The 25,571-nt window shown below is 53.9% G+C and carries 25 protein-coding genes; 14 read left to right on the forward strand and 11 right to left on the reverse strand.

Annotated features, from left to right (window positions below):
* The first annotated feature begins 182 nt into the window (after nt 1-182).
* The 5 genes from pgpB (at nt 183) to yciH (ending at nt 3,771) form a co-directional block, all read left to right on the forward strand.
* Nucleotides 183-917, forward strand: coding sequence for a phosphatidylglycerophosphatase B (gene pgpB, locus GTPT_RS10435; RefSeq protein WP_038011403.1), 735 nt, complete (start codon nt 183-185; stop codon nt 915-917).
* 145 nt (nt 918-1,062) lie between these two features.
* Complete coding sequence (locus GTPT_RS10440) at nt 1,063-1,371, forward strand: LapA family protein (protein ID WP_025903088.1); 309 nt, start codon at nt 1,063-1,065, stop codon at nt 1,369-1,371.
* A gap of 6 nt (nt 1,372-1,377) precedes the next feature.
* Nucleotides 1,378-2,547 (forward strand): lipopolysaccharide assembly protein LapB, encoded by a 1,170-nt coding sequence (gene lapB / locus GTPT_RS10445; protein WP_025903089.1) that lies wholly within the window; start codon nt 1,378-1,380, stop codon nt 2,545-2,547.
* 181 nt (nt 2,548-2,728) lie between these two features.
* On the forward strand, nt 2,729-3,451 hold the full coding sequence (gene pyrF / locus GTPT_RS10450) for an orotidine-5'-phosphate decarboxylase (RefSeq protein WP_025903090.1): 723 nt from the start codon (nt 2,729-2,731) through the stop codon (nt 3,449-3,451).
* Entirely contained in the window at nt 3,451-3,771 is a 321-nt protein-coding gene (gene yciH, locus GTPT_RS10455; protein ID WP_029990353.1) for a stress response translation initiation inhibitor YciH, read from the forward strand. The genes pyrF and yciH overlap by 1 nt, the downstream gene beginning before the upstream one ends.
* Before the next feature lie 47 nt (nt 3,772-3,818).
* On the opposite strand, the gene GTPT_RS10460 is transcribed toward yciH, so the two are convergent.
* From GTPT_RS10460 to GTPT_RS10470, 3 genes are all read right to left on the reverse strand, one after another.
* On the reverse strand, nt 3,819-4,004 hold the full coding sequence (locus GTPT_RS10460; RefSeq protein WP_029990355.1) for a glycine zipper 2TM domain-containing protein: 186 nt from the start codon (nt 4,002-4,004) through the stop codon (nt 3,819-3,821).
* 405 nt (nt 4,005-4,409) lie between these two features.
* Nucleotides 4,410-6,344 (reverse strand): exoribonuclease II, encoded by a 1,935-nt coding sequence (locus GTPT_RS10465; RefSeq protein WP_029990356.1) that lies wholly within the window; start codon nt 6,342-6,344, stop codon nt 4,410-4,412.
* Nucleotides 6,345-6,471: 127 nt separating this feature from the next.
* Nucleotides 6,472-8,781 (reverse strand): FdhF/YdeP family oxidoreductase, encoded by a 2,310-nt coding sequence (locus GTPT_RS10470; protein ID WP_025903094.1) that lies wholly within the window; start codon nt 8,779-8,781, stop codon nt 6,472-6,474.
* A 240-nt stretch (nt 8,782-9,021) separates the two neighbouring features.
* On the opposite strand from GTPT_RS10470, the gene GTPT_RS10475 reads away from it, so the two are divergent.
* The gene (locus tag GTPT_RS10475) at nt 9,022-9,939 is read left to right on the forward strand and encodes a LysR family transcriptional regulator (RefSeq protein ID WP_025903095.1); all 918 of its coding nucleotides are present in this window, start codon (nt 9,022-9,024) and stop codon (nt 9,937-9,939) included.
* On the opposite strand, the gene GTPT_RS16750 is transcribed toward GTPT_RS10475, so the two are convergent.
* The 5 genes from GTPT_RS16750 to sapC all read right to left on the reverse strand — a co-directional run bounded on the left by GTPT_RS16750 (nt 9,921) and on the right by sapC (nt 14,769).
* On the reverse strand, nt 9,921-10,925 hold the full coding sequence (locus tag GTPT_RS16750) for a hypothetical protein (RefSeq protein ID WP_051170752.1): 1,005 nt from the start codon (nt 10,923-10,925) through the stop codon (nt 9,921-9,923). The two genes, GTPT_RS10475 and GTPT_RS16750, sit on opposite strands and share 19 nt — an antisense overlap.
* A gap of 219 nt (nt 10,926-11,144) precedes the next feature.
* On the reverse strand, nt 11,145-11,933 hold the full coding sequence (gene fabI / locus GTPT_RS10485; protein WP_025903097.1) for an enoyl-ACP reductase FabI: 789 nt from the start codon (nt 11,931-11,933) through the stop codon (nt 11,145-11,147).
* 142 nt (nt 11,934-12,075) lie between these two features.
* The gene (gene sapF / locus GTPT_RS10490; protein ID WP_029990359.1) at nt 12,076-12,882 is read right to left on the reverse strand and encodes a putrescine export ABC transporter ATP-binding protein SapF; all 807 of its coding nucleotides are present in this window, start codon (nt 12,880-12,882) and stop codon (nt 12,076-12,078) included.
* Nucleotides 12,883-12,886: 4 nt separating this feature from the next.
* A complete protein-coding gene (gene sapD / locus GTPT_RS10495) occupies nt 12,887-13,879 on the reverse strand; it encodes a putrescine export ABC transporter ATP-binding protein SapD (protein WP_029990361.1) in 993 nt (330 codons plus the stop codon).
* Nucleotides 13,879-14,769 carry a putrescine export ABC transporter permease SapC gene (gene sapC / locus GTPT_RS10500; protein ID WP_025903100.1) on the reverse strand — a complete coding sequence of 297 codons (891 nt, stop codon included), beginning with the start codon at nt 14,767-14,769 and terminating at the stop codon, nt 13,879-13,881. The genes sapD and sapC overlap by 1 nt, the downstream gene beginning before the upstream one ends.
* Before the next feature lie 403 nt (nt 14,770-15,172).
* Here sapC and GTPT_RS10505 point away from each other — a divergent pair, with 403 nt between their 5' ends.
* Entirely contained in the window at nt 15,173-15,664 is a 492-nt protein-coding gene (locus GTPT_RS10505) for a hypothetical protein (RefSeq protein WP_029990362.1), read from the forward strand.
* A gap of 140 nt (nt 15,665-15,804) precedes the next feature.
* Here the strand turns inward: GTPT_RS10505 and sapB are convergent, their stop codons facing one another.
* The 3 genes from sapB to pspF form a co-directional block, all read right to left on the reverse strand.
* Nucleotides 15,805-16,770, reverse strand: coding sequence for a putrescine export ABC transporter permease SapB (gene sapB / locus GTPT_RS10510; RefSeq protein WP_025903102.1), 966 nt, complete (start codon nt 16,768-16,770; stop codon nt 15,805-15,807).
* Complete coding sequence (sapA, locus tag GTPT_RS10515; protein WP_029990363.1) at nt 16,767-18,395, reverse strand: ABC transporter substrate-binding protein SapA; 1,629 nt, start codon at nt 18,393-18,395, stop codon at nt 16,767-16,769. The genes sapB and sapA overlap by 4 nt, the downstream gene beginning before the upstream one ends.
* A 185-nt stretch (nt 18,396-18,580) precedes the next feature.
* The gene (pspF, locus tag GTPT_RS10520; protein WP_029990365.1) at nt 18,581-19,588 is read right to left on the reverse strand and encodes a phage shock protein operon transcriptional activator; all 1,008 of its coding nucleotides are present in this window, start codon (nt 19,586-19,588) and stop codon (nt 18,581-18,583) included.
* A 184-nt stretch (nt 19,589-19,772) separates the two neighbouring features.
* Here pspF and pspA point away from each other — a divergent pair, with 184 nt between their 5' ends.
* The 7 genes from pspA to tyrR all read left to right on the forward strand — a co-directional run bounded on the left by pspA (nt 19,773) and on the right by tyrR (nt 25,535).
* Nucleotides 19,773-20,444, forward strand: a complete 672-nt coding sequence (pspA, locus tag GTPT_RS10525; RefSeq protein ID WP_025903105.1) for a phage shock protein PspA — start codon at nt 19,773-19,775, stop codon at nt 20,442-20,444.
* A 49-nt stretch (nt 20,445-20,493) separates the two neighbouring features.
* Nucleotides 20,494-20,718 (forward strand): envelope stress response membrane protein PspB, encoded by a 225-nt coding sequence (gene pspB / locus GTPT_RS10530; protein WP_025903106.1) that lies wholly within the window; start codon nt 20,494-20,496, stop codon nt 20,716-20,718.
* Nucleotides 20,715-21,077, forward strand: a complete 363-nt coding sequence (gene pspC / locus GTPT_RS10535; protein WP_029990366.1) for an envelope stress response membrane protein PspC — start codon at nt 20,715-20,717, stop codon at nt 21,075-21,077. The genes pspB and pspC overlap by 4 nt, the downstream gene beginning before the upstream one ends.
* 32 nt (nt 21,078-21,109) lie before the next feature.
* Complete coding sequence (locus GTPT_RS10540) at nt 21,110-21,358, forward strand: phage shock protein PspD (RefSeq protein WP_025903108.1); 249 nt, start codon at nt 21,110-21,112, stop codon at nt 21,356-21,358.
* Nucleotides 21,339-22,736 carry a YcjX family GTP-binding protein gene (locus tag GTPT_RS10545; RefSeq protein ID WP_029990368.1) on the forward strand — a complete coding sequence of 466 codons (1,398 nt, stop codon included), beginning with the start codon at nt 21,339-21,341 and terminating at the stop codon, nt 22,734-22,736. The genes GTPT_RS10540 and GTPT_RS10545 overlap by 20 nt, the downstream gene beginning before the upstream one ends.
* Nucleotides 22,733-23,821, forward strand: a complete 1,089-nt coding sequence (locus tag GTPT_RS10550) for a YcjF family protein (RefSeq protein WP_029990369.1) — start codon at nt 22,733-22,735, stop codon at nt 23,819-23,821. Before GTPT_RS10545 ends, GTPT_RS10550 begins: the two co-directional genes overlap by 4 nt.
* A gap of 139 nt (nt 23,822-23,960) precedes the next feature.
* A complete protein-coding gene (gene tyrR / locus GTPT_RS10555) occupies nt 23,961-25,535 on the forward strand; it encodes a transcriptional regulator TyrR (RefSeq protein ID WP_029990371.1) in 1,575 nt (524 codons plus the stop codon).
* Nucleotides 25,536-25,571 lie beyond the last annotated feature (36 nt).

Consider the following 25,571-nt stretch of genomic DNA (forward strand, 5'->3'; position numbering starts at 1 on the left):
TTATCAGCACTCTGAATGACAGAGGTTATCTGTGTATTGTGCCATAATTGTGCATCGTAACGTAATGTTATGCAGTTCGTGCCAGCGGGAAAGCACAATCAGGCAAGCGGTGAGAGTAGCGTATTCCGGCTGTGGCAGAAAATGATAATTTTTACTCACGACAGGCAGAAAAAGGATATGCGATGTTTAAGGTTTTAAAATCAGTCAGTACCGGTGTGCTGATATTACTTTGTCTGCCCTTACTGGTTTGGGTGTCGGGCTGGCACTGGCAGCCCGACAATACGTTGCCTCTTAAGCCGGTATTATTCGCGTTTACTGAGACGGTGACGAGACCCTGGGGTATACTGACCAGCTTGCTGCTCGGCGGGTGGTTGTTATGGCTTCGATACGGGGATGGGGCAGGCCTGCGTGAACTCTTGCAGACGGCGGTGCTGGTCGTGCTGGTCGTGTGGGGCGGGCAGGGTATCAATACGCTTATCAAGCATTATGTTCAGGAACCCAGACCATATACTTTATGGATAAGCAGGGTGTCCGGCACCTCGGTGGATCATTTCTATCATCTTTCCGGTCAGGAACGTGGCCAGCTTGTCGAACGGGTGACAGGGCAGGAGCCGTTTATTCCCGGCTGGCTGCGGCAGCATTGGGCTTATGAAACCGGCTACGCCTTCCCGTCAGGACACAGTATGTTTGCGGCCTGCTGGGCATTACTGATGCTGGTGCTGGCGGGAGTAAAGCGTCATTATGTTACCGTGGTTGCTACCTTTGTCTGGGCTATTGTGGTGATGGGGAGTCGGATGGCGCTCGGTATGCACTGGCCCCGGGATGTTATCATGTCAGTGATGGTCGCGGGTATCACGCTGACGGTGGCTTGTGCATTATTCCGGGGGATCCTGAGCGAACGCGTCAGGCAGGGATAATTCACAGGACAAAGAGAAAAGTAATATTGTAAATACAGCCAGCATCCCCATAATATAATGATGCGGGTAAGCCGGTATTTCCTGTCAGTCGCGTGTCGCTGTTTATACGGCTGATGAGAGAAAGAAAACGATAACAGGATGCATTGTGAAATATTTACTGATTTTTTTAGTCGTACTGGTCATTTTTATTATCTCAATTACCCTGGGAGCCAAAAATGATCAGATAGTGACCTTTAACTATCTGCTGGCACAGGGCGATTTTCGCGTATCTACGCTGCTGGCATCGTTGTTCGGCGCCGGGTTTATCCTGGGGTGGGTCATTTGTGGTTTGTTCTGGCTGCGCATGCGTCTGGCGTTATCGCACGCCCGTCGTAAAATTAAGCGCCTTGAAGCGCAGTATGTTCCGGCCAATTCTGTCACCACAGCCAGGGATAAATCCGTGGTGAAGGAATAATCGGCTATGCTCGAATTGCTGTTTCTGTTATTGCCTGTTGCTGCGGCCTATGGCTGGTATATGGGACGTCGTAGCGCGCATCAGGACAAACAACAGGAAGCCAATCGTCTTTCCCGTGATTATGTGACAGGCGTAAATTTTTTACTTTCAAATCAGCAGGACAAAGCTGTTGATCTGTTCCTGGATATGCTCAAAGAGGACAGTGGTGCCATTGAAGCACATCTGACGCTGGGTAACCTTTTTCGCTCCCGGGGGGAAGTAGACAGAGCCATTCGTATCCATCAGTCATTGATGGAAAGCACGTCCCTGGATTATGACCAGCGATTATTGGCAGTTCATCAACTGGGACGGGACTACCTGGCCGCCGGCCTGTATGATCGTGCCGAGGATATGTTTGCCCAGTTAACGGATGAAACTGATTTCCGGGAAGGCGCACTCACGCAGTTACTGCAGATTTATCAGCTGACCAGTGACTGGAGTCAGGCGATTGACACGGCTGAGCGCCTGGTACGGTTGGGGCAGGATAAACAGAAGAGTGTTATTGCACATCTGTATTGTGAGCTGGCTTTACAGGCGATGAGTAGTGATGATCTCGATAAGGCGCTTACCCTGCTCAAAAAAGGGGAGTCCGCCGATAAGAACTGTGCCCGTATTTCGATAATGATGGGGCGCATTTTTATAGAAAAAGGGGATGATCAGAAAGCGGTGCAAAGTCTGCAACGTGTACTGCAGCAGGACCCTGAGTTCGTGAGTGAAGTGTTGCCACTGCTGGATGGCTGTTACCAGCGCCTGAATGCGCCAGCCCAATGGGTGGAGTTCCTGCAGCAATGTGTTGCCGCAGATACCGGAAGCTCCGCGGAGCTGTATCTGGCAGATATTATCGATTCGACGGAAGGAACGGAGCCGGCCCAATTGTTCCTGATGAAGCAACTGGATCACAACCCGACGACCCGGGGCTTTCATCGTCTGATCAACTATTATTTGCAGGACGCTGAAGACGGACGGGCGAAACAGAGCCTTGCGGTTTTGCGTAATATGGTAGGAGAACAGATACGGACTAAACCACGTTACCGGTGTGAAAAATGTGGTTTTACCGCACATGCTATTTACTGGCATTGCCCTTCATGTCGGACCTGGGCTTCGGTCAAACCCATTCGTGGCCTGGACGGACAATAATCACAGACAGAGCGCAGGCTCTGTTCTTTTTATGGCTATTTAGTTACAACATACATTATGGGCTGAGCCCTCTGCACATCAGCACCGTGCAAAAAGGGTGACAACCAAAGCCAGGCAGGTAGAATAAGCGCCGTTTATCAGTCAAGCCCGATGCTCTTTTGTTATTTAAAGGAAAACTGCCATGTCTGCTTTATCGCCATCTTCTGTTACCTCACCGGTGCTGGTTGCACTCGACTTTGACGATATCAATCGGGCATTAGCGCTTACAGACCTTATCGATCCGCAAAGCTGCCGTCTGAAAGTGGGTAAAGAGATGTTTACCCGTTTCGGACCTGAGTGGGTAAAGACCCTGCAGTCCCGCGGGTTCGATGTTTTTCTGGACCTTAAATTTCACGATATTCCGAACACGGTTGCTCATGCTGTTGCCGCAGCCGCTGACCTTGGCGTCTGGATGGTGAATGTGCATGCCAGTGGCGGGGCAAGAATGATGAATGCCGCGCGTGAAGCTTTGGTCCCGATGGGGAAAGATGCGCCACTGCTGATTGCGGTGACGGTATTAACCAGTATGGAAGCCAGTGACTTACACGATATCGGTATCGACCGTACCCCGGCCGAACACGCATTGCATCTGGCAACACTGACAAAAGAATGTGGTCTGGATGGTGTGGTCTGTTCCGCACATGAAGCGGTCACTTTCAGACAACGGCTGGGGAATGCGTTTTCGCTGGTCACGCCCGGGATCCGTCCTGAGGGCAGCGCCGCACAGGATCAACGTCGTATCATGACTCCGGCACAAGCCAAACAGGCCGGGGTAGACTATATGGTGATTGGTCGCCCGATCACTCAGTCAGCCGATCCGGCCGCTACGCTGGCATCGATTCTGCAATCATTACAGGGGGCATAATGGGTCAGGATAATCTGGTTTACTCCACTGAGAGCGGACGCATCAGACCGGTTGCTGAAGTGAAAGAGCGCCCCAAAGGGGACGGTATTGTCAGGATCCAACGCCAGACCAGCGGCCGTAAAGGGAAAGGGGTGTGTATCATCACGGGCCTGGATCTGCCGGAGACTGAGCTGAGTAAACTGGCCGCTGAACTTAAGAAGAAATGTGGCTGCGGGGGATCGGTAAAAGAAGGCGATATCGAAATCCAGGGGGATAAGCGTGATTTACTGAAATCGCTGCTGGAAGCTAAAGGGTTGAAAGTGAAACTCGCCGGTGGCTAAACCCTCTGCTATTAAAAGGGCCGTTCCCGGCCCTTATCTCCAGATGATCAGTGTGTCTGGCGGCCAATAACGCCACCGACAGCTGCTCCGCCTAGTGTCCCCAGGGTGCTGCCGCCCGTCAGTATATTGCCACCGATAGCGCCGATACCGGCCCCTAACGCGGTATGCCGGTCCCGTTTCGACCAGTTAGAACATCCGGTAACACTTCCGACCAGCAGTGTGATAACAATCATCGACGTTATCGTTTTTTTTGTGATTATCACGGTCAGCTCCTCAGTTTATTGCCGGTGATGGCAAAAAAACGACTGAAATCTTGCAGAGTAGGATGGACCTGATAGCGGCCCGTCGCAGGTATGACGGCCGCCGGGCAGCCGTTGCCTCAGAGAGTACAGGGTGAACCCCGGGCAGGGATAGCGTGAATATTCTGAATCTTTTTGCAAACCTTTATCACGGTCTGTTTTCGGAGAAGTCGCGTTACCTCGTCCGTTACTCGCCGCCCGCAGTGGCGACTTCACGGAAAGGTGCCTGCCGCAGGCGCAGCAACACGGTTGAGTGTAAAGACGACTGGCCAGGTAAATGCTGTGGCAGGAAAGAACAGGGGAAAGAACATACTCCCCGGGGGGAGTATGTCACGGTCATCAGACGACCGGGCGGGCAACTACGTTGCGGTTTTCCATACGGACTTCAGCAATCGTCACGTCAATCAGGTCTGTCACACGATAGCGTTCTTCACCTTTGATCTGCACGGTACCACTGTCCTGGCTGCACACCAGTTCATCACGCACACTGTGGATGAACGGTGCAGGGATAAAGGCCACGGCACCGATATCCGTCAGCCTGACACGCATTCCGCCGCGCGAGATATCAATGATTTCTGCAGGGAACCTTTGATCGGTACCGGCATAAGGGGCCAGATAACGGGCATATAACCAGTCCCCGACATCCCGTTCTGCCATACGGTTCAGACGGCGACGCTCACCCATAATGGTGGTCAGCTCTTCTGCCGGCAGTTCAGCCTGCTGGCCCAGGATAATCGCCTTCAGTAAACGATGGTTGATCATGTCACCATATTTACGGATAGGAGAGGTCCAGGTCGCGTAGGCTTCCAGTCCCAGACCGAAATGAGGACCCGGCTTGGTGCTGATCTCAGCGAATGACTGGAAGCGGCGAATGCGGCTGTCCAGATACTGGGTGGGCATACTGTCCAGTTCGCGGCGCATAGTCTTAAAGCCTTCCAGCGTCGCTATTTCTTTCGGGTCCACCGTAATACCATGACCTGCAAGAACGCCTGTGACTTGCTCTGCGTTAGCTTCATCGAAACCGGCATGGACGTTATAAATTCCAAAGCCGAGAGCCTCACCCAGAACCTTAGCCGCACAGATATTGGCGGTGATCATGGCTTCTTCAATCATGCGGTTAGCAATACGGCGGGGTTCTGCAACGATTTTCAGCACTTCGCCTTTCTCACCGAGAATAAAGCGATAATCCGGACGATCTTTGAAAACCAGCGCATTCTTACGACGCCATTCATTACGGGCCAGACAAAAACGTTGCAGCAGGGTGATCTGCTGAGCAATGGCTTCGCTGGCAGGCTGCCAGTCACCGGTATTTTCCAGCCAGTCAGAGACATTGTCATAAGCCAGTTTGGCTTTTGATTCAATCCATGCGGCAAAGAAACGGGTTTCCGCTTCCGGCGTGCCGTCTTTATCGATAACGATATGACAGGCCAGCACCGGACGACGTACGCCCGGACGCAGCGAGCAGACATCATCAGACAGCTCACGAGGCAGCATCGGGATGTTAAAGCCCGGCAGATAGTTGGTAAAGGCACGCTGTGCGGCCAGTTTATCCAGCTCACTCCCCTCGGGAACATACGCCGTCGGGTCTGCAATGGCCACCGTCAGGCGAAGTTTACCGTCAGGCAACTCTTCGGTGTACAGGGCATCGTCCATATCTTCCGTGCTGGCACTATCGATAGTGACAAATTCCAGCGCCGTCAGGTCTTCACGGGTTAACTGCTCGTCGAGCATTTCACCGAAACCAACGTCCGGGGCTTCACGCTCCAGATTGTGGCGTGACAGTGTCACCCACCACGGGGCCAGATGATCTTCAGCGAAGGTAATGAACCCGGTCAGTTCGGCGTAAAAGCTGCGGTCACCTTTTAACGGATGACGGCGCATTTCAGCGACAGCCCAGTCTCCGGCCTGAAATTCATGTTCCAGGTGACGGGCTGGCCGACAGGAAATGGCATCTTTCAGCAGCGGATGATCGGGAATAATGGATAACCGGTCATCTTTTTTCTGGACGCGACCCACAAAGCGGGTCAGAAACGGCTCTACCAGGGTTTCCGGTTCGGCACTTTCTTTACCGTTATTGGTCTGGATGACAGCAACCACACGGTCGCCATGCATCACTTTTTTCATCTGCGGAGGCGGAATAAAGTAGCTCTTCTGGGCATCGACTTCCAGAAAGCCAAAGCCTTTATCGGTACCTTTTACCACACCCTCCGCGCGGGGAGTTTGTGCATGAAGTGTTTCTTTCAGCTGCGACAGCAGCGGGTTATCCTGGAACATAATTTTATAGTTTCGTGGCCTAACAGCGGCTGACAGTTTTACGCGAATCATCGCTGCCGGGCAATAGCCAAACCGAGAAAGATAAAAAAAGCCGGTGTCATCTCCGGCTTTTTTGCGTTAATTGCCTTCAGGCGATCCGCAATGACGGTTGCTGCCGGGTGAGGGAGAGTTTTACCGGTATCGACTTGGACGTCGGTGTGCCACTGTCATCCCCGAAGCTGGATAACGGCACCAGCGGATTCGTCTCCGGATAATAGGCGGCCAGGTTACCGCGCGGTATATTATAGGGCACCAGTACAAACCCCTCGACCTGGCGGGTGATCCCGTCATTCCACAGCGTTTCGATATCAACCTTATCGCCTTCGCGCATTCCTTGTTCAGCCATATCTTCCGGGTGGATAAATACCACCCTGCGTTGACCGTAAACCCCCCGGTAGCGATCATCCAGACCATAGATAGTGGTGTTGTACTGGTCATGTGAACGGAGTGTCTGTAACACAAAGGGCACGGTTGTATTACCGAGTTGCGGAAACAGCGTATCGGGCAGAGGTGCGGCACTGAACTCTGCTTTGCCGGACGGGGTTGCAAAGACATGCCGGGCCGCCGCGTTGCCCAGATAAAAGCCACCAGGCTGCTCGCATTTCTGATTAAAATCGTCAAACCCCGGCAGGGTGGCGGCGATATGGTCACGGATCACCGAGTAATCGTCAGCCATCCCTTGCCAGTTGGCTTTCTCCCGGCCGAGTACCGCATTGGCAATACCGGCAACGATGGCTGTCTCGGAGCGCTGATGTTCCGACAGCGGAATACCGATGCCTTCAGAGGCATGAACCATACTGAAAGAATCTTCAACCGTAATAAACTGAGACCCGGTGCGTTGCATATCCCGCTCGGTGCGGCCCAGTGTCGGTAATATCAGGCTGTTCTCATAGCCCGGAACCAGATGCGTACGGTTCAGTTTGGTACTGATATGCACCGTGAGTCCGCAGCGTTGTAACGCTTCTTCGGTACGCGGGGAGTCCGGGGCCGCCGCCGCCAGGTTCCCGCCAAGAGTGATCAGCACCCGGATTTCATCACGCAGCATGGCCTCGATGGCTTCCACGGTATTATGACCGGCCCTGCGTGGTGGCTCGAAACCGAAATGCGTCCCCAGTGCGTCAAGGAAAGGCGCGCCGGGCTTTTCATCGATACCCATGGTCCGGTTACCCTGCACATTACTGTGTCCGCGTACCGGGCACAGACCGGCGCCTTTTTTCCCCAACTGGCCAAACAGCAGTTGCAGGTTAGCAATCTCACGCACGGTATCGACAGAATGTTTATGCTGAGTTATGCCCATCGCCCAGGTACAAATCACCCGTTCAGAGTGCTGATAGATAGCCGCTGCCTGACGTAATTCCTCTTCGGAAAGCCCTGAACCCGCGGTGATCGCTTCCCAGCCGGTCGCATCCACCGCCGCCAGGTAGGCATCCACCCCGTGGGTATGTTCACGGATAAATTGAGTATCAAAAATCCCTTCGCCATCCAGCGCTAACTGGCGGCGATGCTCTTCCAGCAACGCCTTCACCATCCCGCGCACCGCAGCCATATCACCCCCGAGACGAGGCTGATAATAAGAGGAGCTGATCTTACCGGCCATAGGGGTAACGACTTCCAGAGGGTTCTGCGGGTCGGCAAACCGTTCCAGGCCACGTTCACGCAGGGTGTTGAAGGTGACGATGCTGGCTCCGTGTTCCGCCGCGTGACGTAAACTGTGCAGCATACGCGGATGGTTGGTGCCGGGGTTCTGTCCGAAGACAAAAATCGCATCCGCACTCTCAAAATCATCCAGCCGGATAGTCCCTTTACCGACACCGATACTGCGTTTCAGGCCGGTACCACTGGCTTCGTGGCACATGTTTGAGCAGTCCGGGAAATTATTGGTACCCAGCATGCGGCCAAACAACTGATAGAGCCACGACGCTTCATTACTGGCGCGGCCTGATGTATAAAGCTCAATCTGATCCGGGTTATCCATGGCGTGAATATGCTGAGCAATCAGGGTAAAGGCGTCCTCCCAGCTGACAGGCTCATAATGGTCGGTGTCCGGGTTATAAGAGAGTGGGTGGGTTAACCTTCCCTGATACTCCAGAAAATAGTCGCTTTCGGCATACAGGCGACTGACACTATGCTGCGCAAAAAAGTCAGGGTCAACGGTGCGGCGGGTGGCTTCCCAGGTAACCGCTTTGGCACCGTTCTCGCAGAAACTGAACGTACTTTTATTATCATCGCCCCAGGCACATCCCGGACAGTCAAACCCACGGGCTTTATTCATACGCATCAGGTTACGCATATTCTTAAGCGCCGCTTTACTGTCGAAGACGAAACGGGTAGTTGCTTCCAGCGAACCCCAGCCACCAGCTGCCGCACGATACGGTTTAATCTGACGTTTAAATTTCATAGTGGATGCCGCTTCCGTTGGGTGATGTTGAAAAATTGTACTAATTATATGAACAGAATTGTGCTTTTATGTTTTACTGGTGTCTAATTGATTCCAATTAACGAGCGATAGAGCCTGTTTATCGTGAGAATATTGCAACCTTGCTGAAATGGAGCCACCCTTAACAGATACGCACCTGGCTGCATCCGGAGCCGGTCCGTAAAGCAGATTACTTACCTTTCAGTACGGGAATAACACCACATGGATTTAAAACAACTGGTCTATTTGTGTAACCTGGAACAGGAAAAACATTTTGGCCGGGCCGCCGAAGCCAGTTTTGTCAGTCAGCCGACGCTTTCCATGCGGCTGAAGAACCTGGAGCATGAACTGGGCGTTTCTCTGATTAACCGGACGAATACATTTTCAGGGTTCACCCCGGAGGGCGAGCGGGTACTTTCCTGGGCCAGAGAAATGGTCTCTGTGTATCAGGGGCTAAAACTGGAAGTGGATGCCATGAAACATGGGATCCAGGGCACACTGCGGGTGGGTGTGGTGCCGCAGTGCAGTATTTCCCTGACCGGGGTCTTACAGGCAGTGTCGGCACGCTATCCGGAAATTAATTATCGTATTGATGTGATGAGTGCGGACCAGTTACTGGAAGCGATTAATGGTCATACCGTCGATGTGGCTTTCGGTTTTTTCGAACTGATAACGCTGCGCCAATTACAGTTTCAGGCCGCCTTCTTTGCCGACGAGGGCGTCGTGGCGCTCTATTGCCGTAAGACCTTTCCGCAACCGGAGACGACGGAACGATTGCCGCTGGCTACCGTCGCGGCATTACCGCTGTGCCTGGCTGAACAAACCCGCTACTTCCGGCGATACCTGGATAATTGCTTCCGCCAGGCAGAGCTGCCGTTCCGGGCCATTATTGAAAGTGCTTCTGTATCGCAACTGCTGGAAAGTGCACATCGCGGTATGGGAGTGATGCTGGCCCCGAAAGGTCATATTTTGCCGGCGATGCTGAACGGGCTGGCGGAAAGCCCGGTCGATATGCCGCCGATGAACCGCCAGGGAGCGATGGTTATCGCAAGCCCGGGCAAAGCCACGCCGCTGGTCCAGCATTTTTTCGATGCCGCCCGCGATTCTCTGCCAGTGATAACTCACGCCACCGCCAGCTGAGTCAGCCGGTAATCCCAGATATTGGTGGCGATGACACCGAGTAACGGCAGGAGGTCTTCAGTTTTCCAGCCCTGGCGTTTCAGCCTCTCCAGTTCCCGGCAGGAAAGCGGGGAGGTGCGTCTGCGCAACTCCTGATCCTCCGCAGTATTTTCCGCGGGGTGGTGACCGGCTGTGGCTGGTGGGGCGGATAACGCTCTCAGTATCAGCCAGGCACGGGCCGCCCGTGGTGCATGGCCGATAATCTCCGCTTTCAGGAACGGTTCGCCCAATGCCCTGATATCACGCAACAGGCTTCGTCGGACGGTGCTCAGCCGGGATGTATCCAGTCGCGGTAAGTATGTGGTTGTACTGCAGGAGCACAGCAGATCAGGATAGGGCGGTACGGGGGAAGTACGGTAGCGTGTTTCCCCCCCGTCAGCCGCCAGCGTCATCACTCCGCTAATCCATTGGGCCTGCCAGCCTACGAAACCGCATAACTGATGCAGGATAAGAATATCCGGGGGGGTAACTCCTGATTGCAGCAGGCCGGCCAGCCCGGGGGACGGAGTTTCTGCGGAGGAACAGGTCAGTAAGCGGGTATATTCGGTGATTTCGGTTAGCCGGATATTATTTTCACGGCTACCTGCGGGGCCTGGTAAGGGGCTGAGCCACGCCGCATAAAAGTCGCTCAGGAAACCGGTTTCTGTGAGCTGAGCGACGGTCAGCGCGATGGTCAGGCGTTCATAAAGGGTGAGACTGCACTTTTCCTCCGGACATGGGGTTTCCGGGAATAGCCTGCTGTAAATTGCCGCAGAGTGCCGGGATAACGGCTGAAGGTGCCGGAGCAGCTTGCCATCCGGTACGGTATGCTGCGACAGACAGGCAAAGAGGTCACGGCGTTGCCTGGCAGCAGGAAAGTGTCGGCAGACGGAGGGGGATGACGGGGGGATGGCGGGTTCGTTGTCACCTGTGGCTATGCGGCGGTCATGATGTTGTCGGTATTCCATACACAATCCTCTGATATCATGCCTGACCCGGTAAGGGCCTGCGTAAAATCAATGTGCTTATAGTGGCTGACAGGATGTTCAGGGAGAAGGAATGTTACAGACTAACTAATAACGGGCAGGTATATGCAGGAGCGCTATGTCAGTGGAGCCGTGGAAGAGCCTGGCGCAGGAGAAAGCAACGCGGAAAAGCAGGCGGCTGACACCGCCTGCTGACAGAACTTATTTCAGTTCCAGTTCATTCATTGCGGCGATGCTGAAACCACCGTCAACGTGAACGACTTCACCTGTGATCCCGCCGGCCAGGTCAGAGCACAGGAAGGCTGCAGAGTTACCCACATCTTCGATGGTGACGGTACGACGGATAGGGGTGACGGCTTCACAGTGTGACAGCATTTTACGGAAATCTTTGATCCCGGATGCCGCCAGTGTACGGATAGGACCGGCAGATACGGCGTTAACACGCACGCTTTCAGGGCCCATCGCATTAGCCATATAACGTACGTTGGCTTCCAGAGACGCTTTTGCCAGACCCATCACGTTGTAGTTAGGGATAGCACGCTCTGCACCCAGGTAGGACAGGGTTAACAGTGCTGAGTTCGGGTTCAGCATGGCACGGCACTCTTTAGCCATCGCGACAAAGCTGTAGGCACTGATGTCGTGAGCGATTTTGAAACCTTCGCGGGTGACAGCATTCACGTAATCGCCGTCTAACTGGTCGCCCGGGGCAAAACCGATGGAGTGTACAAAACCGTCGAATTTCGGCCAGACTTTTTCCAGTTCGGTGAACAGGCTTTTGATGCTTTCGTCTTCGGCAACATCGCAAGGTAATACGATGTCAGAACCCAGATCTTTGGCAAATTCTTCAACACGCGCTTTTAATTTTTCGTTTTGGTAAGTGAATGCCAGTTCCGCACCCTGTTTATGCATTGCCTGGGCAATACCCCATGCAATAGACAGTTTACTGGCTACGCCAGTGATCAGAATGCGCTTACCGGAAAGAAAACCCATAGCTGTAATCCTTAAAAATAGTTATTGTTGGCGGCGGCGGTTGTTCAATTAACAACCTGTCCGCTATGTTCAATCCGGGGATTCTAACACGACAATGGGTTATCAGGTAAAGTTACGGTGAAACAGGACGTAATTCTGTGGGTCAGCGGTCATTCCTTCGCCAGGCTTCGGCCGTCAGCGCCTCTCCGAAGTGGCTCTGGATCAGCCGTTTGGTCAGGTCATGCAAGGGTGACGCCAGAACATCTGCCGTTCCTCCCCGTTCAACCACTTCTCCCTGATGCATCACCATCACAAAGTCACTGATATGCTTCATCATGCCGATATGCTGGGTGACATAAATAAACGACAACCCGTCCCTGTCCTGCAACTCCAGCATCAGGTTGACCAGTTGTGAACGCATGGTCATATCCAGTGACGCCAGTGCTTCATCGGCGACAATCACCCGCGGTTGCAGGATCAGCGCCCTGGCCAGCGCCAGGCGTTGCTTCTGACCCGGGGCCAGCATATGCGGGTAATAACCGGCATGATCACGCAGCAGACCGACTTTGCGCAGTGTTTCAATGATGCGCGATTCCCGCTCTTCCGGCGTCAGAGAAGTATTCAGTCGCAACGGCAAATCCAGGATCTGGCTGACGCGTTGTCTGGGGTTAAGCGACGTCCCCGGGTCCTGGAAAATCATACGAATGACCTGGCTGCGGTAGCCATAGTCCCCGAAGGTGAGGGGATGATTATTGATAATGATCTCCCCGGCACTGGGTTCAATCATCCCGCTGAGCATTTTGGCCAGAGTCGATTTACCGGAGCCATTTTCGCCGATAATGGCGAGGGTCTGCCTTTCACGCAGGGTAAAACTGACATTTTTTACCGCATCCACCTGCTGAGGGCGAAAAAGGCCGGTTTTATAGCGATAGGTTTTCGACAAATCGCGGACTTCGAGTAAGGTTTCCATGGAACTACAGCTCTTTATTTAATGGAAAGTGACAGGCGTACTTATGGTTTTTCGTCCCGGTCAGCGCCGGGGCTTCTATACATTTCCGCTGGGCGTAGGGGCAGCGGGGGCCAAGACGGCAGCCCAGCGGTAAATGTTCCAGCGAGGGGATGGCCCCTGACAGGGTATTCAGTCGGCTCTTATGGGGCAGTGAACGCCCGAAGTCGGGCATTGAGCGGATCAGCGCCTGGGTGTAGGGATGATGCGGGGTAGCGATCAGCTCTTCACTGACGGCCGTCTCGACGGTTTGCCCGCAGTACATCACATTAATTCTGTTCGCCCACTGGCCCAGAGTACGCAGGTCATGGCTTATCAGCAAAATGGTCGTATTGTTGTTCTGGTTCAGGCGGCTGAGCAGCCTGAAGATCTGTGCCTGGGTTGTCGGCTCCATGGCATTGGTGGGTTCATCGGCAATCAGCAGTCGTGGCTTGGTGGCCAGGGCGATCGCTATCATGGCTTTCTGGCATTCGCCTTCTGTCAGCTCATAGGGAAAACTGCGCATGATATCTTTGTGATCTTTAATGCCTACCCGGTGCAGTAATTCGATGGCACGTTTTTTACGCCAGAACCAGAAACGCCGGTACCAGCGTCCTTTAAAGGTCCAGCGGGGGATGGCCTGCATCAACTGACGACCAATACTTTCGGACGGATCCAGGCAGGACTGGGGCTCCTGGAAAATCATCGAGATATGGTGACCGATGATTTTTCTGCGCTCACGGGGAGAAAGACGCAACAGGTCGATGTCATTAAACCGCATCCGGTCGGCTGTGACCCGCCAGTTATCCGACGTGACGCCGCAGATAGCTTTGGCTATCAGACTTTTACCGGAGCCGGACTCGCCGACCAGGCCGCGGATTTCGCCTTCCGTCAGGGTCAGGTTAACCCGATCGACGGCTTTGACAGGACCTTCGGACGAAAAAAATTCGATGGTCAGGTTACGGATATCCAGTAATGGCATTATTTTACCCCAGCCTCAATGGCACGGCGCACGCCATCCCCGAATAAATTGATAATCAGCACTGCGAGCATCAGCATCAGCCCTGGCAGCATCACGGTCCAGGGAGCCACATAAATCAGCTCCAGTGAATCACCCAGCATGGCTCCCCATTCCGGAGACGGTAGCTGTGCCCCGAGGCCTAAAAATCCCAGCGCAGCAATATCCAGGATAGCCATCGACAGTGCGCGGGTCAGTTCACTGACCACGGAGGGCAATACATTCGGAAAAATGGTATCACGCAACAGAATAAACGGGCTGGCACCATCCAGCCTGGCCGCAATGACATACTCTTTATCCATTTGCTCGTGGATGGCGATATAAATGGCGCGGATAAGCCTTGGGATCAATGCCAGCCAGACCGCAACCAGAGCATGAAACAGTCCGGGGCCGACAAACGCGACCACAATGATGGCCAGCAGCATTGACGGAATTGACAATAAGGTATCGAGAATATGGTTCAGTAAGGCTGAACGCAGCCCGTGGGTCAGTCCTGCCAGTATGCCCGGCAGCAGTGCGCAGACACCGGAAAACAGAGTCACCAGCAGGGCGCTGCCTACGGTCGGTGCCACACCGCTCAGTAAGCGGCTCAGAACATCGCGGCCCAGATCATCCGTCCCGAGAAAGAAAGAGACGTCGCCATAGCGGGACCAGGAGGGCGGCAGTAACTGATACCCCATAAATTGCTGATCGACTCCATAGGGAGCCAGCAGGCCGCCAAACAGACAAAGAAAGATCAATGCGGCAAAGCCATACAGCCCGACCATGGCTGAAGTGTCATGGTAAAACTTCCCCCAGGATTGCCGGAATGCGCCAGGCAGTCGTTTTTCCTGATAGACATTATCGATGGGCATAAATACCTGCTTTGCTTCTTCTTAACATATTTAATATCGCTTTAAATTATCAGTATCTTACGCTGGCTTATAGCTTAATAACTTTATATTTTGATTCAATACCGTCAGCGACTTCGCTGCTGTGGAGGCAGACAGCCTCTGACGTTATCCTCACCGGGGGAAGACCGGCAACCTGATCCACACAGAGAAGAGGCGGCCCCGGATTATCCGTTGGATCCACAATGTTATGCAAGGACTGCCCGCGCACAAAACGCCGTCGCCAGCGGAACGAAAGGCTTTCGTGAGGGCGATGTTAACGGTGTCTTTAAAATCCGTGCAATTGTAACAGACCGCAGTTTTATACTTTTACTGCATTTCGTTTCCCATTAAGATTGCAAACTACATTTGTCAGGGAGGCAACACCATGAATAAGAAAACAGGTTTGGTATTGATTATCGGCAGTCTTCTTTCCGGCTGTACCCTGTCTGAGCATCCTGCGACAACGGCAGTGACGGCCATCCAGGGAGTTTATTCAGACAATAGCAGTCAGTATGGATACATCAAGTCTTTTCCCCATCCGGCCGGCGAGGGCGTCAGTGCGGATAAACTCAGACAGTGTGTATTATCCACTCGCGCGGCACAACGCCTGTCTGCGGTCGGTAATGGCTTCAGCGGTCAGACGACCTACACGGTAAACCGCATGGGAGCACCGGTGCCGTTTGTGGTGAATTTTACCCTGCAGGTGTCAGAGACATCGTCACAACGTAATTATGTTTTCAGCCAGATTACTCAGGCACCTGAAGAGGGTAAATCAGTCACGTCCGATGCCTGGGTAACGGCAAATCCGGCACAGGTCGTCGGTACCTTCAATAATGTCAGTGCGGATATCAATCGTTGTCTCAGTCACCCTTCATAACCCGGTGACCGCTGTCGCGGGTTAACGATGTCCCGGCAATATTTGGGCCTGTGCAGTGATAAGGGTAACTACGCTTTCACCCTGAAGCCAGTGACCGGCATTCAGGGCTATTCCCGGGAAAGCTTCCCCGGGAATTCAGTTTAACGCAGGGCATACCATTCTTTATGTTTTAGCGGGTTCAGTGCCGCGCCGATAATATCGGAAAGCACATTCACCAGCATCACCATGGTGCCGATGACCATCACGCCGGCAGAAATCGCTGCATAATCCTGCTGACGGATGGCCCCAATGAGCCAGTGTCCCAGCCCCGGCCAGTTAAATACCACCTCGGTTATCATTGTCAGTGTCAGCATGGTAGAGAACTGTAACCCCAGATGCGGGATCACCGGTGGCAACGCATTGTGCAGGACATGACGACGGATCACCGTCACGCGGGATAAGCCGCGGGTTACTGCAGCTTTAACATAGTTCTTTTCCAGTATATCCAGTGTACTGTTACGGACAAGGCGGATGACTTCGGTCATCGGCGCCACCGCCAGGGTGACTACCGGTAATATCAGGTGGCAGAGAATATTCAGCAACATCTCATGCCGCCAGGGTGAGTCTGATAACCAGGCATCGATGAGGACAAAACCGGTCACATGTTGCAAAGGATAGAGCAGGTCCAGTCGCCCGGAGACTGGCAACCAGCCGAGGGTCAGAGAGAAAAACAGGGTCAGCAACAGTGCCAGCCAGAACACCGGCACCGAAAAGCCGACTAAGGCGAGGGCGCTGATCAGTTTATCCTGCCACTTTTTACGCATGACTGCCGCGGTGATCCCCAGCGGGATCCCCAGCAGCAGTGCCAGCAGGAAAGCGAGTACGCATAATTCCAGGGTGGCCGGGACCACTTCTTTCAGCTGGTCTGTGATTGGCTGGCTGTTAACACTGGACACGCCGAAATCCAGTTGCAGCATACTTTTGAACCAGAACCACCAGGCATCGCCCAGCGAAGCGCCTTCCAGGGGGGCGTGCGGGGTAAAATAACTCAGGCTGAAGGCGACCAGCGACAGCAGAAACAGCGTGATCCCCAGCAGGACAAGGCGGCGCAGAATAAAAATAATCATGGAGCGTTATCCTCAGAATCATCCCGATAGACGCCGGCAAAGGAAGTATTACCAAACGGACTCAGGATCAGCCCTTTGATATCGTAGCGGTAAGCCTGCAAGCGCAGTGAAGATGCCAGCGGCAGTACCGGGAGCTGATCGGTCAGCATTTGTTGTGCCCGGGAGTAACGGTCGATACGCTCCGCCAACTGTTGTGACGTGAGTGCCTGATGGAGCAGCGTATCAAAGGCCGGGTCACACCAGTGGGCATAGTTGGTGGCAGAGCTTATCGCGGCACAACTGAGTAGTGGCCTGAAGAAACTGTCCGGGTCATTACTGTCGGTCGACCATCCCGCGAGCGTCAGGTCATGATTGAGCGACATTAACTGCGCTTCCTGAAAACGCCCCTCTACAGGAATAATGCTGACAGTCACCCCGATACGGCCCAAATCGGCCTGGATGAGTTCCGCCGTTTTCAGCGGGCTGGGGTTCCAGGGCTGTGAGGCGGTCGGCACCATTAATCTGAGATGCAGGTCATGCACGTTCAGTTGCTTCAGTGCCTGTATCGCTTTCGCCGGATTATAGTCAGAGACGGTTGCCTGGCTGTCATAAGCCCAGGATGCCCGGGGCAGAATAGAGGCTGCCGTTTCTGCGGTACCATAATAGATAGAAGACATCAGCCGGTCATTATTGATTGCCAGCGCCAGTGCTTTTCTGACAGCGGGATTATCCAGCGGCGGTTTACGGGTATTAAATGCCAGATAGGCGATATTCATGCCGGGGCGCAGGGTCATCCTCAGGCGCGGGTCATCCCGCAAAATGGTCAGCTGGCTGGCGGCAGGATAGGCCAGAACATCACATTCGCCGGTCAGAAGTTTAGATAAACGGCCCGTACCACCCGCACCGATATCGATCACCACCTGCTGCATGCGGGGGATACCTTTCCAGTAATCCGGATTCCGTGCCAGACGAATAAATTGGCCGGAACGATATTCGCTCAACTGGAAAGGTCCGGTCCCCACCGGCTGACGATCCATCTGCTCTTCATGACCGCTGGCTGTCAGCTGATCAGCGTATTCTTTGGACAGTATCGGAGCGTAATGGGTGGCAATGTGCCAGAGGAACGAGGCATCCGGATGTGTCAGCTGTATTTCAACGGTGTAATTATCCAGCTTTTTGATGCTTTTGACGTTATCCGGAAACTTCAGACTGTCAAAATAGGGGTAGCTGCCGCCGCCAATGTCATGCCAGGGGTTATTGCGGTCGAACATACGTGAAAAGCTGAAAACAACATCATCAGCATCCATGGCGCGGTGCGGTGTAAACCATGCCGTTTTCTGAAAACTGACATGATGGCGAAGATGAAAAATATAGGTCGCGCCGCCATCTTTTACATCCCACCCGGAAGCCAGTTCAGGCGTCAGCCGATAGGTATAGGGATCCACACCCAGCAAACTGTCATATAACTGGGCCGCCAGTGTATCCACGGTCAGTCCGCTACTGGCCAATTGCGGGTTAAAGGTATTCAGCACGCCGTTTACACAGTAAACGAAGCCATTCTGCCGGATATCAGGTGTTACTGACGCAGATGCAGTGTTGCAGAGCAGAGCGACGCCAAGACACAACGCGGAATATAATTTCAGCATAGTACTCAAAGATTATTTACAGATTACCTGAAGTGTACCGTAAACCCGGCAGTGACCCCAACTTTAGTATTTGTCCCTCAGGAGAAGTCCCGGAGGCTCCTTACCGTGAAACACATCACCGGTGGTGACCCGGCGCAGACGTTGGCCCGGGCCGGCATTATTCTGCTGACGGCTCCGGGGCAGGATCAGCGACTGACCGGTATCTGATGCTTTTTGATCAGAGCACGAAGCTGGTGATAAGTCAGGCCAAGGGCAGCGGCGGCTTTACGCTGATGGAAGTGGTGTGTCCGCAGACTGTATTCGACCAGCGCACGTTCCTGCCGGTGCTGCCATCCTCTGAGGTCAAGAGGCAGTTCAGGTTCGGCGCTGAATGGCAGAGAACTTTCAGGCACTTTCTTCAGTTCCTCGCCGGGCGAAAATTCGGGACGGAATGGATTAAAAATAATCCGGTCAAGCATCTCTTCGCTTGAGTGATGGCGGTAAACAGAACGTTCGATGACATTTTTCAGTTCACGCACATTACCCGGCCAGTCCCAGTTCAGTAATTGCTGACGGGCCTTTTCGGTGAACCCCGGGAAAAGGGGGAACCCCAGCTCCCGGCACATCTGGATGGCAAACTGCTCGCCAAGCAGCAGAATATCGGACTGCCGCTCGCGTAGCGGAGGAATATTTACCACATCGAATGCCAGGCGATCCAGTAAATCGGCACGGAACTGACCGCTGGCGGCACGGGCCGGAAGATCTTCATTGGTCGCGCAGATCAGTCTGACATTGACCTGCAGTGGCTGGCTGCCGCCAACGCGCTCCAGCTGGCCGTACTCAATGACTCTCAGTAATTTTTCCTGGACCTGCATAGGCGCAGTGGCGAGTTCATCCAGAAACAGGGTGCCACCATCGGCCCGTTCGAAGCGGCCCTGATGACGGGTACGGGCGCCGGTGAAGGCACCGGCCTCATGCCCGAACAGTTCCGAGTCCAGCAGATTCTCGTTCAGTGCGGCGCAGTTAAGGGAAATAAAAGGGCCAGCCCAGCGCGGGGAGAGGTAATGAAGGCGATTGGCAATCAGTTCCTTACCGGTACCTCGTTCACCGATGACCAGCACCGGTTTATTCAGCACCGCCAGAGCCGAAACCTGCTCAAGCATAGCGAGAAAATTATTCGCTTCTCCTGACAGAGGATCCCGTTGTTCCATGATGAATATAACCACTTAGTGATGAATATCACCATTCTACAGGCGCAGGGAAACAGGGCAATAAAAACAAAGCATTATAAATCATCACTTTAAAAACTGGCACGCCGCTTGCAATACTGATTATGCCACATGATTTTGTGTGAAATAATTTTCGCCGGGAATACCGGCAGCTTTCAGGAGAGTCCTTATGGGTATTTTTTCGCGCTTTACCGACATTGTGAATGCCAATATCAATTCGTTACTGGAACGGGCGGAAGATCCGCAAAAAATGGTAAGACTGATGATTCAGGAAATGGAAGACACCCTGATTGAAGTCCGCACCACCTCCGCGCGGGCACTGGCGGAGAAAAAACAGTTAAGCCGCCGCATTGAGCAGGCAACGGCTCAGTCCCGGGAGTGGCAGGAAAAAGCAGAACTGGCTATCCGTAAAGAGAAAGAAGATCTGGCCCGGGCCGCGCTGCAGGAAAAACAGAAACTCAACGGGGTGATTGAGGCATTGCAGCAGGAAATTGCACAGACAGAAGAAAGTCTGAACCGGATGAAAACCGAAATCACCGAACTTGAGAATAAACTGACTGAAACCCGCGCCCGTCAGCAGGCCCTGACATTACGTCATCAGGCGGCTTCTGCCTCCCGGGATGTCCGTCGCCAGCTGGATAGCGGAAAGATGGACCAGGCGATGGCCCGGTTTGAGTCGTTTGAGCGCAGGATTGACCATATGGAAGCCGAAGCCGAAAGTCAGCGTTTCGGTAAGCCACAGTCGCTGGAAAGCCAGTTTGCCAGCCTGAAAACAGATGATGAGATAAGCCAGCAACTTGCTGCACTGAAAGAAAAAATGCAGCGTACCGACGGGCAGTAATGCCCGATCATGGCTTTCTGCCTTTAACGCGACTCAGTAAGGAGAATTCATGAGCGCCGTCATTCTTTTTATGGTTCCACTGACCATTTTTGTCCTGTTTGTTGCGCCTGTCTGGTTATGGCTGCACTACAATAAACGGGGTAACGAACTCTCGTCGCAGGAGATGGAACGCTTGCAACAGGCGACGCAGGATGTCCGGCGTATGCGTGAGCGCATTGATGCGCTGGAAGCGATCCTTGATGCGGAAAATCCGCAATGGAGGCAGCCGCAATGAACCCAGGGTTGTCATCACGTAAATTATGGCGTGACCCGCAGCAGGGTAAACTGATGGGGGTATGCGCAGGGCTGAGCGAATACCTGAATGTCCCGGTGACACTGATCCGTATTATGGTCATCATTTCTTTATTTATCGGCCTGTTCATGATCACGGTAGTGGTCTACTTTTCGCTGGGGTACTTTCTGGAAAAAAGGCCGCTCTCCGCCGACGGGGAAGATACTACGGCACCGGATGCGTCTGCATTACTGGAGGTTCTGGAAAGCGAAACAGGCCGGAATGAACGGCGTTTGCGTGATATCGAACGCTACGTCACGTCGGAAACATTTTCAGTGCGCAGCCGTTTCAGGCAACTGTAAACGGTGCGCCGTTCACAGCTAAGAGGTTAACGATGAAAAACACCGGACAGCAGAATGCATGGCAACGTGGAGTACCTGTGCTTAAATCTGTGTTGAAATTTGTCCTGATCACCGCTATCAGTCGTACACCCGCCGGCCTCAGTGCCCGGGTACTGAATCGCGTCGCCCGTAAGCCGGTACGTATTGTCCTGGCGATGGTGCTGGAACCGGCATTGTCTGCAATAATGAAAAAAATGTCGGCTCGCCTATTCAGGGAAAAGCATGAAGAGACTGCAAAATGAGATTGCATCACTGGTACAGCGCGGGGCGGATAAGCACTTGCGCCTGGCCGTTACCGGCCTGAGCCGTAGCGGCAAAACCGCTTTTATTACCTCACTGGTTAATCAGTTAATTAATGTTCATAACGGCGCGGCATTGCCGCTTTTTTCCGTGGTCCGGGACGAACGATTGCTGGGCGTCCGGCGAGTCCCCCAACGCGATATGGGAATTGCCCGTTTCAGTTATGACCGGGGCCTTGCTCAGCTTTTCGATTCCCCGCCGGCCTGGCCGACACCGACCCGGGGGATCAGTGAAATGCGGCTGGCGCTTCGTTACCGCTCACAGGACTCATTGCTCCGTTATCTGAAAGAAACCTCAACGCTGTATCTGGAAATTATTGATTATCCCGGCGAGTGGCTGCTGGATTTACCGATGCTGGCACAGGACTTTTTTAGCTGGTCAGAGCAGATGACCGGACTGCTGCACGGAGAGCGCGCGGCGCTGGCTGCCCGATGGCGGCAACTGACGGCGTCGCTGGACCCTTTTGCGCCTGCCGATGAGAACCAGCTGGCGGATATCTCTCACGCCTGGACGGCGTATCTTCATGACTGCAAACACCACGGGTTACATTTTATTCAGCCGGGCCGCTGCGTTATGCCGGGTGAGATGGCCGGCGCTCCGGCATTACAGTTCTTTCCCTGGCCGGTCGGCCCGGACGATGACAGGGCCGCGCTGAGTAAGGCCGATAAAAACAGCAATTACGGCATGTTGCAGGCCAGATATCATTATTACTGTCAGCATGTGGTTAAACGGTTTTATAAAGAACACTTTGTAAAATTCGACCGGCAGATCGTGCTGGTGGACTGTCTGCAGCCGCTGAACAGCGGACCTGAGGCTTTCAATGATATGCGGATGGCCCTGACACAACTGATGCAAAGTTTTCACTACGGTCAGCGCACACTGCTCAGGCGCCTGTTTTCTCCGGTCATCGATAAGCTGCTGTTTGCCGCGACCAAAGCTGACCATATCACGACCGATCAGCATGCCAGTCTGGTCTCGCTGTTACGACAGATGGTGCAGGAGGCGTGGCAGCAGGCAGCCTTCGAGGGCATCAAAATGGACTGTGTTGCATTGTCGTCAGTGCGCGCTACCGGCGCGGGGACGATGATGCACCAGCAGCAGCGTTTTCCTGCTTTGCGTGGACATCGTCTTTCTGATGGCAGTCCGCTGACGTTCTATCCGGGCGATGTTCCGCCCCGTTTCCCGGCTGATGCCTTCTGGCAGAACGGCGGCTTTCGTTTTGAAGCCTTCAGACCGCCGGTCATGGACAGTGACCGGCCGCTTCCCCATATCCGTATGGACAGTGCGCTGGAATTTTTACTCGGAGACAAATTACGATGAGTGACGATACTCCGCTAAAACCGAGGATCGATTTCCCCCCGCAGGATACCGGCACGGCGGAACCGCTGCGTGAAGCGCGGTATTTTGACCCGGGGGAGCGGGAATTTACCGCCTCACCGGATCCGGCAGAAGAAGAGGACGTGGTTGCTGAAGAAATTGTACTTAACGGTGCATTGCGGCCACGGAAGTCGTTCCGGTGGCGGCTTTTTATGCTCGGGTTGGTGATCTTCTTCATGACCGTCATCGCCCGGACCGGGCAATGGCTGACGGATGCCTGGCATCAGCGTGACTGGATAGCTCTTGGCGGAACCCTTTCTCTCGGGCTGGTACTGTTTGCCGGCGCCGCGAGCCTGGTCAGCGAAGGCTACCGTTTATACCGGCTGAGACACCGGGCGCAGGAACGCGATGAGGCTTGCGAATTACTTAACAGCCACGGAACCGGTAAAGCGAAAGCCTTCTGTGAACAACTGGCGGCGCGCAGTGGGATCGGCGAGGCGCATCCTGCCTTCCGTCGCTGGCAGACATCTCTGCAGGAAACGCACAATGATCGGGAGACCATGACGCTCTATGCCTCATGGGTACAACCCATCGCGGATAAACAAGCCCGCGAGAAGATTAGCCGTTATGCAGCGGAATCTGCGGTGATTATTGCCGTCAGTCCGCTGGCGATGGCCGATATGTTTTTTATTGCCTGGCGTAACATCCGAATGATTAACCAGATAGCCCGTATTTATGGCATTGAGCTGGGCTATTTCAGCCGGATACGTCTGTTCCGGGGGGTACTGTTCAATATTGCCTTTGCCGGTGCCAGTGAGCTTGTGCGTGAGGTGGGCGTGGACTGGATGTCTCAGGATCTCATGGGCCGGTTGTCGGCCCGGGCGGCTCAGGGGATCGGTGCCGGTCTGCTGACGGCCCGGCTGGGCATTAAAGCGATGGAACTCTGCCGCCCGCTCCCCTGGATTGACGGGGATAAACCCCGGCTCGGGGATTTCAGGACTGAACTTTTCAGCCAGTTGCGCGATACCCTGAAGAAAAAGCCCTCCGATCACACACGGGATAAAAACAAGGAACGTACTGCCGGATAACCCTTTCCGCGCGGTTTTCCGACAGCCGGGCCCAGGGTTCCGCTCAGCCAGAAGTGTCAACTTTTCCTGCCAGAGCCCTTCAGCTCCTCCGGCTGACGCGGTATGATGACTGATTATTGTGATGGTCGGGAAAATATTGATGCGCCTGGAAATTTTCTGTAGAGACAGACAGGGGCTGGTCCGTGAATTGCTGGATCTGCTGGTCGCGCGGAATATCGATTTATACGGTATTGAAATCGTGGCCCTTGAACGCCTGTATCTGCGTTTCAGTGCGATAGCTTTCGAAGAATTCCGTTCGCTGATGGCCGAAATACGCCGGACGCCCGGGGTGACGGATGTGCGTACTGTCACGGATATGCCCTCAGAGCGCGAGCGCCGGGTACTGACTTCCTTACTGGAGGCCATGCCTGAGCCTGTCCTTTCTATCGACCTGAAAGGACGTATTGAGCTGGCTAATCCGGCAGCACAGACGCTGTTTGGTCTGGACGAACAGAGGATGTATCACTCGCCAATCGGGCATTTGATTGAAGACAGAGAGCTTTCCCATTGGCCGGAAAGTGACATTGTCACTTCTGTTACCCGACATGTGGTGATCCAGGGCCGGGATTTCCTGATGGAAATTCTGCCCATCTATCTTCCGGGTGAGCTGGAACAGCAGATCCAGCCGGTCGGTGCCATGATCATGCTGAAATCCACGGCGAGAATGGGCCACCAGCTTCAGCGTATTAACATGACTGATAACTGCGGTTTTGAACACATTGTGGCAGCCAGCCCGAAAATGCGTCAGTTACTGAATCAGGCCAGAAAACTGGCCGTCCATGATGCGCCTTTGCTGATCACCGGTGAGACCGGAACCGGCAAAGATATGCTTGCCAGAGCGTGTCACCAGCGAAGTCACCGTCATCTTCAGCCTTTCCTGGCGCTGAATTGTGCCTCTCTGCCGGATGATGTCGCCGAAAGTGAACTGTTTGGCCATGCTGCCGGGGCTTACCCGAATGCACTGGAGAATAAAAAAGGATTTTTCGAACAGGCCAACGGGGGCTCGGTATTACTTGATGAAATCGGCGAAATGTCCCCGCGTATGCAGACCAAATTACTCCGCTTCCTGAATGACGGAACCTTCCGTCGGGTCGGTGAAGAGCATGAGGTGCACGTCGATGTCAGGGTCATTTGCGCCACGCAAAAAAACCTGCAGGAACTGGTCAGCCGGGGGGAGTTTCGCGAGGATCTTTTCTACCGCCTGAATGTACTGACGCTCAGTATCCCGCCTTTACGCGAACACGCCCGCGATATTCAGCCATTAACAGAGATGTTTGTCTCCCGTTATGCAGATGAACAGGGAGGGGCAGCCCCGTCGATTTCGCCACAACTGGCCGGTTATCTTTCACGATATAGCTGGCCTGGCAATGTACGACAGTTGAAAAATACCCTGTACCGGGCCATGGCGCAGCTGGAAGGTGATGAACTTCGTCCTAAGGATATTATCCTGCCGGAGCAGGCGGAGCATGAATTACCTATGGATGACAATCTGGAGGGGTCTCTGGACGATATTACCGGGCGATATGAACGCGCGGTACTGGTTCGTCTCTACAGCCATTATCCGAGTACCCGTAAGCTGGCGAAACGACTGGGAGTGTCACATACGGCTATCGCCAACAAACTTCGTGAATACGGGCTGAATAAAAAAGGGGCCGGTGAAGACGAGGCCGGATAACCCCGGATCAGCCGCGAGACAGCAGGCCCGTCAGGA

This window comes from Tatumella ptyseos ATCC 33301 (assembly GCF_000735525.1).
GTDB classification, from domain to species: Bacteria; Pseudomonadota; Gammaproteobacteria; order Enterobacterales; family Enterobacteriaceae; genus Tatumella; species Tatumella ptyseos.